General features: G+C 47.8%; 4 protein-coding genes. All 4 read left to right on the forward strand.

Annotation, left to right across the window (positions count from 1 at the left end; all coding sequences use genetic code 11):
• Window positions 1-8 precede the first annotated feature (8 nt).
• The 4 genes from pta to ABT58_RS17855 all read left to right on the forward strand — a co-directional run bounded on the left by pta (window position 9) and on the right by ABT58_RS17855 (window position 6,332).
• Window positions 9-2,162 carry a phosphate acetyltransferase gene (pta, locus tag ABT58_RS17835; RefSeq protein WP_107205132.1) on the forward strand — a complete coding sequence of 718 codons (2,154 nt, stop codon included), beginning with the start codon at window positions 9-11 and terminating at the stop codon, window positions 2,160-2,162.
• Between the two features lie 123 nt (window positions 2,163-2,285).
• Window positions 2,286-3,293 (forward strand): restriction endonuclease, encoded by a 1,008-nt coding sequence (locus ABT58_RS17840; protein ID WP_047875802.1) that lies wholly within the window; start codon window positions 2,286-2,288, stop codon window positions 3,291-3,293.
• A 330-nt stretch (window positions 3,294-3,623) separates the two neighbouring features.
• Window positions 3,624-4,946 (forward strand): anaerobic C4-dicarboxylate transporter, encoded by a 1,323-nt coding sequence (locus tag ABT58_RS17845; protein WP_047875803.1) that lies wholly within the window; start codon window positions 3,624-3,626, stop codon window positions 4,944-4,946.
• Between the two features lie 208 nt (window positions 4,947-5,154).
• Window positions 5,155-6,332, forward strand: a protein-coding gene (locus tag ABT58_RS17855; RefSeq protein WP_107205131.1) for an IS3 family transposase whose coding sequence is annotated in 2 segments (ribosomal slippage) — window positions 5,155-5,413 and window positions 5,413-6,332 — 1,179 coding nt in all. Because the reading frame shifts where the segments join, the coding sequence is not laid out codon by codon here.
• Window positions 6,333-6,375: the final 43 nt, after the last annotated feature.

Below are 6,375 nucleotides of genomic sequence, written 5' to 3' on the forward strand. Positions count from 1 at the left end.
AATCCACTGTGTCCCGTACTATTATGCTTGTTCCGGTTGGCGCCGGTGTTGGCCTAACCAGCGTTAGCCTAGGCGTACTTCGCGCTATGGAACGCAAAGGCGTTCGCGTTTCTTTCTTCAAGCCTATCGCTCAGCCACGTCACGGCGGCGATCAGCCTGACCTGACCACTACTATCATCACTGCTAACAGTGACATGAAAGTAGCAGAACCTTTCTCAATGGCATGTGCTGAAGAGCTTATCCGTAACGATAAGAGCGATGTACTACTAGAAGACATCGTTGCACGCTTCAAAGCGTCTACAGCGAACGCTGAAGTAGCCCTTATCGAAGGTCTAGTTCCTACGCGTAAGCACCCGTTTGCTAACCAGATCAACTACGAAATCGCGAAGACGCTAGACGCTGAAATCGTGTTCGTTGTCTCTCCTGGTACAGACAACCCAGCACAGCTTAAAGAGCGCATCGAAGTAGCATGTTCTAACTTCGGCGGCATCAAGAACAAGCAAATCTCTGGCGTTATCGTTAACAAACTAAACGCACCTGTAGATGCTGAAGGCCGTACTCGTCCTGACCTGTCTGAAATCTTTGATGATGCAGAAGCAACTGTTCCTTCTCACGTTGAAGTGATGCAGGTATTCAACTCTAGCCCAATCCGTGTACTTGGTTGTGCACCTTGGAGCGCAGAGCTGATCGCAACACGTGCAACAGACATTGCTAAGCACCTGAACGCTGAAGTACTGAACGAAGGCGAAATGGCGACACGTCGCATTAAGAGCATCACGTTCTGTGCACGTTCTATCCCACACATGGTTGAGCACTTCCGTCCAGGTTCACTACTTGTGACTTCTGCTGACCGTCCAGACGTTATCGTTGCAGCATGTCTTGCAGCAATGAACGGCGTTGAAATCGGTGCCCTACTGCTAACTGGCGGCTACGAGCTACCAAAAGCGGTAATGGATCTGTGTGATCGCGCATTCGAAACAGGCCTACCTGTAATGACGGCTCCAGGTAACACTTGGCAGACTTCTCTGAACCTTCAGAGCTTCAGCCTAGAAGTACCAGCAGACGACAAAGAACGCGTTGAAATGGTTAACGAGTACATGGCTAGCCACATCGATGGCCAGTGGATTGAATCGCTAACTGAAGGTTCAACCAAAGAGCGTCGTCTAAGCCCACCTGCATTCCGTTACGAGCTAACTGAACTTGCACGTAAAGCGGCTAAGCGTATCGTTCTTCCTGAAGGTGACGAACCACGTACTGTTAAAGCTGCAGCTATCTGTGCTGAACGCGGTATCGCTGAGTGTGTGCTTCTGGGTAACCCAGACGAAATCCGTCGTGTTGCTGAGCAGCAGGGCGTTACACTAGGCGCTGGCGTAACAATCATCAACTCTGATGAAGTACGTGAAAACTACGTTGCTCGCCTTGTTGAGCTACGTGGCGCGAAAGGCATGACTGACGTTGTTGCACGTGAAAAACTACAAGACTCTGTTTTCCTAGGCACAATGATGCTAGAAAACGACGAAGTAGACGGCCTGGTTTCAGGTGCGGTTCACACAACAGCGAACACTATCGTTCCTCCGTTCCAGATCATCAAGACTGCACCTGATGCGTCTATCGTATCGTCTGTATTCTTCATGCTGCTACCTGACCAAGTATTGGTTTACGGTGACTGTGCGATCAACCCAGATCCAACAGCTGAGCAGCTTGCAGAAATCGCTATCCAGTCTGCTGACTCTGCAAAAGCGTTCGGTATCGAACCACGCGTTGCTATGATCTCTTACTCTACCGGTGAATCTGGTAAGGGTGCAGACGTAGATAAAGTACGTGAAGCAACTAAGCTTGCTCAAGAGAAGCGTCCAGATCTAGTGATCGACGGTCCTCTACAGTACGACGCCGCTATCATGGAAAACGTTGCTGCTTCTAAAGCACCTAACTCTCCAGTAGCAGGTAAAGCAACTGTATTCGTATTCCCTGACCTAAACACAGGTAACACGACGTACAAAGCGGTACAGCGTTCTGCTGATCTTGTTTCTATCGGTCCAATGCTTCAGGGCATGCGTAAGCCGGTGAACGACCTTTCTCGTGGCGCACTAGTAGACGACATCGTTTACACTGTTGCACTGACTGCGATTCAGGCAAAACAAGCGGAAGAAGCGAACAAGTAATCTCGATTACTGAACCGTGAATCCTAAAAGCGCCCTCACCCCGTGTGAGGGCGCTTTTTTATTAAATGTACAAAATTGCATATACTACAGAGTTCTTATTCATGATTAGCAAAGGATGTGGTAATGCATGACAAACAGTATTTACTAATTCGTAGCCCTAAAGCACTTATAAAAGAATCAACCGTTGGTTACGGTTGGTCTAAAGTCAACTTCTCAGAGTACACAACCGCAAGTGCACTACTCAAACATGGCTTCTCCGAAAAAAACATCAACATTGGGAAAAAACGCAAACAAATAACGCGATACTTCAATATCAAACAAGACGATCTGCTTGTCATTCCCACGACCAAAGCCATTATTCTCGCGATCGCTAGTGGAAATAAATCCTTTCTTGCGACACCATTGCAACCCAACACCCATAATCGCATTCATGTAGACTACATAACGACTGACGGAGAAATCGTATACATTCCTCGATCCAATCTATCTAATGCATTACAAAAAAGGTTACGAGTACGAACAGCTATTGTCGATCTCAGTGATTTTGCAGACGAACTTAACGAACACTGCCAAGCTCTGAGTAACGGCACACTACTCACTTGGAATGATAAAGTTATCTCCCTACAGACTGATGCTGAAAATCACTTTAAGAAAACACTCCTGAATCGATTACAGAAAGGAACTGACACCGCTATTATCTCCGGTGGCGAAGGTTTAGAAAAATTGATCGCTAAAATTCTTAATATCAATGGGTATGAAGCTGTTATTCCAGCAAAAAATCAATTTCAGGGGATTACTGACGCTGACATCCTTGCAGAAAGGCATAATGAACTGACTGGAGACCGCGAACAATTAATCATTCAAGTCAAACATCATAAAGGACAAACCAGTGACAAAGGTGTCAGACAACTTATCGATTACCCTACCAACAACGATGATTATCGCTTCCATCGTAAATTGTTAATCACAACAGGTAGTCTCAGTGAAGAGGTTCAATCCCTTGCTGAACAACATGATATTGCCACATTAGATGGAGAGGAGTTCATCGAGTGGTTATACGACAATATTTCTCTACTCGATAAATCAACGCTTTCTATGCTAGGAGTCTTTATTGGACCAAGTCTTATTTGATACCAATACAGCGCCCTCACCCCGTGTGAGGGCGCTTTTTTATTCCTCTTTTTTTATCACCCTATGTACAAAAATGACGCGTAAATTACGCGCCAGTGTACAAAATTCATGCAACCATGCCGTTCTTGCATGAAAATTTGTTGCAGCGCGCTCAAGCACACTTCTGACCCCCCTCACAGTTCCCAATCATTTATTTTGCAAAAACGTTAAGCAATTGTATTTGTTGAACTACACCGTCAATTTCCCAGCATAAAACACTGTATAACCAAGAATTAATTGATTTACCTATTTCACACTTTTTGTTTTTTATCTTTTTCCAGGAGGGAAATCATGTTTTGGATCCATCTGTTAATGCTGCTAACGGTCATTTTGATCGGTATTCGGTATGGCGGTATCGCCTTTGGCCTGCTTGGTGGCCTTGGCGTGTCAGTCATGACATTTGTGTTTGAGATTGCACCAGGGAAACCGCCCGTTGGCGTTATGCTTATCATTTTGGCGGTGGTCGCAGCGTCTGCCACGCTGGAAGCGACGGGCGGCCTGAAACTGATGGTGAAATACGCCGAGCGTTTGCTGCGTAAACACCCTGAACACGTGGTGTTTTTAGGCCCGCTGTGTACGTACACCCTGACCGTGCTGGTGGGTACCGGTCACTCTGTTTACCCGCTATTGCCGGTGATTTACGATGTGGCGTACAAAAAAGGCATCCGTCCTGAACGCCCAATGGCGATGGCGACAGTCGCTTCGCAAATGGGTATCACCGCCAGCCCGATTGCCGCAGCAGCCGCTGTGGTAATGGCGACTGCCATGAGCAATAACATCGATATCAACCTGATTGACGTGTTAATCGTGACGATTCCAGCCACCTTGGGCGGCTTGTTGGTTGGCTGTCTGTGGAGTTTGAAACGCGGTAAAGATCTGGATAAAGATCCTGAGTTCCAAGCGCGTCTGCAAGATGAAACCTTCCGCAACAGCCTGATTGACGCCGAGCAAGAAACCTCTGCTGAAGAAGAAGCGGCACAACAGCGTACCGCCACCAAAGGTTTGGCGGTGTTCTTGATGGGTATTCTGGCCGTTATCATCATCGCCCTGTTCAGCAAAGAGCTGCTGCCAAAAGGCGTGGGCATGTCGGTGGCAATTCAGTTCTTGATGTTGTCTGTGGGTGCAGTGATCCTGTTGGCAACCAACATCTCGCCGAAGAAAATCGTGAGCAGCAACGTGTTTACTGCCGGTATGAGCGCGGTGATCACCATCTTTGGTATTGCATGGCTGAGTGACACCATCATTGGTCACCACAAACCGTACCTGGTAGAGCTGGTAAGCGGCATGGTGAACATCTACCCATGGTCATTTGCGTTTGCCATGTTCTTTGTGTCTGTGTTCCTGAAGAGTCAGGCGGCAGTGCTGACCATCATGTTGCCACTGGGCTTTGCTCTGGGCATTGATCCGGCGGTACTGATCGGTGTGATCCCAGCATGTTACGCGTACTTCTTCTTCCCGTTCTACCCAAGTGATCTGGCGGCGATCAGCTTTGACCGCTCCGGCACCACGGCGATCGGTAAGTATGTACTGAACCACAGCTTCATGATCCCGGGCTTCATCGGCGTGGGCGTAGCAACCGTACTGGGCTACACCATTTCAATGATGGTGAACTAACCCCTCTCTCGGACTGCGTCGCCCTGGCGCAGTCCTCTCGCACCTCGCACCTCGCACCTCGCATCTCGCACCTCGCATCTCGCACCTCGCATCTCGCATCTCGCATCTCGCATCTCGCACCTCGCATCTCGCATCTTGTAGTGGTACATTGAATTTGGCCACCTGATAAGAGGTGATATGATCACCTCGCATTACTACAGGTGAAAAAATGATAAACAATTCACGACGCCGCTTTAGCGCCGAGTTCAAACTAGAAGCTGTTCAGATGGTTATTACTCAAGGGCGATCAATTGCTGATGTTGCAGAAGCCTTTGGGATTGGCTTTTCCACTCTTGGTAAGTGGGTTCGTCAGGTTCAACTCGAGCATGATGGGAAACCCGTTCAAGCTCACCCCATCACTGATGAGCAAAGAGAGATAGCCAGACTCAAAAAGGAAATCGAACAGCTCAAGATGGACAAGGAAGTACTAAAAAAGGCTACCGCTCTCTTGATGTCCGACTCCCTGAACAATTCTCGTTAATCGAGAAACTCAAGCAGAGCTATGCGGTGAGCTATCTATGCCGCCTTTTCAGAGTTCATCGCAGTAGCTACAGAAGTTGGGCTAACCGAGATACTGCGATCAAGCCTGAACAACTGAAATTGGAATGCGAGATCAAGTCGATCTATCGTGAAAGTAACCAATCCGCTGGAGCTCGAACGATTGCTCAAATCGCAACGAATCGAGGGCACAAGCTTAGTCGCTATCTCGCTGGTAAGTACATGAAGGCGCTTGGTTTAGTAAGCTGTCAGCTTCCTAAGCATCGCTACAAAACGGCAAACAAGGAACGTCCTGATATTCCTAACTTGCTTGATCGCCAGTTTGCGGTGACGGAGCCGAATCAGGTTTGGTGTGGTGATGTTACCTACGTTTGGACCGGTTCTCGTTGGGCTTATTTAGCGGTTGTTTTGGACTTATTTGCCAGAAAACCGGTTGGTTGGGCCATGTCACTATCACCGGATAGTCGGCTAACGAGTAAAGCTCTAATGATGGCATATGAGAGTCGAGGCAGACCGGAAGGAATCATGTTTCATTCTGATCAGGGCTGCCATTATACAAGCCTACAATTTAGACAGTGCCTTTGGCGATGCCAGATGACCCAGAGTATGAGTCGTAGGGGGAATTGTTGGGACAATAGTCCAATGGAAAGATTCTTCAGATCATTGAAGTCAGAATGGGTCCCGGCAACAGGCTACAGTTGTTTGCAACAAGCAAAGCAGTTGATTATCGATTACATAATTGGCTATTACAGTGATACCAGACCACATGACTACAATGGTGGATTGACGCCAAATGAGTCAGAACGGTTATTCTGGAATTGCTCTAAAACAGTGGCCAATTTTCGTTGACCACTACATCTCGCATCTCGCATCTCGCACCTCGCACCTCGCA

The organism is Photobacterium aphoticum, assembly GCF_001029435.1.
Classification (GTDB): Bacteria; Pseudomonadota; Gammaproteobacteria; order Enterobacterales; family Vibrionaceae; genus Photobacterium; species Photobacterium aphoticum.

Coding starts and splice junctions, on each gene's coding strand:
- ABT58_RS17845 (WP_047875803.1), top strand. CDS start 3,624: ATGTTTTGGATCCATCTGTTAATGCTGCTAACGGTCATTTTGATCGGT.
- ABT58_RS17840 (WP_047875802.1), top strand. CDS start 2,286: ATGCATGACAAACAGTATTTACTAATTCGTAGCCCTAAAGCACTTATA.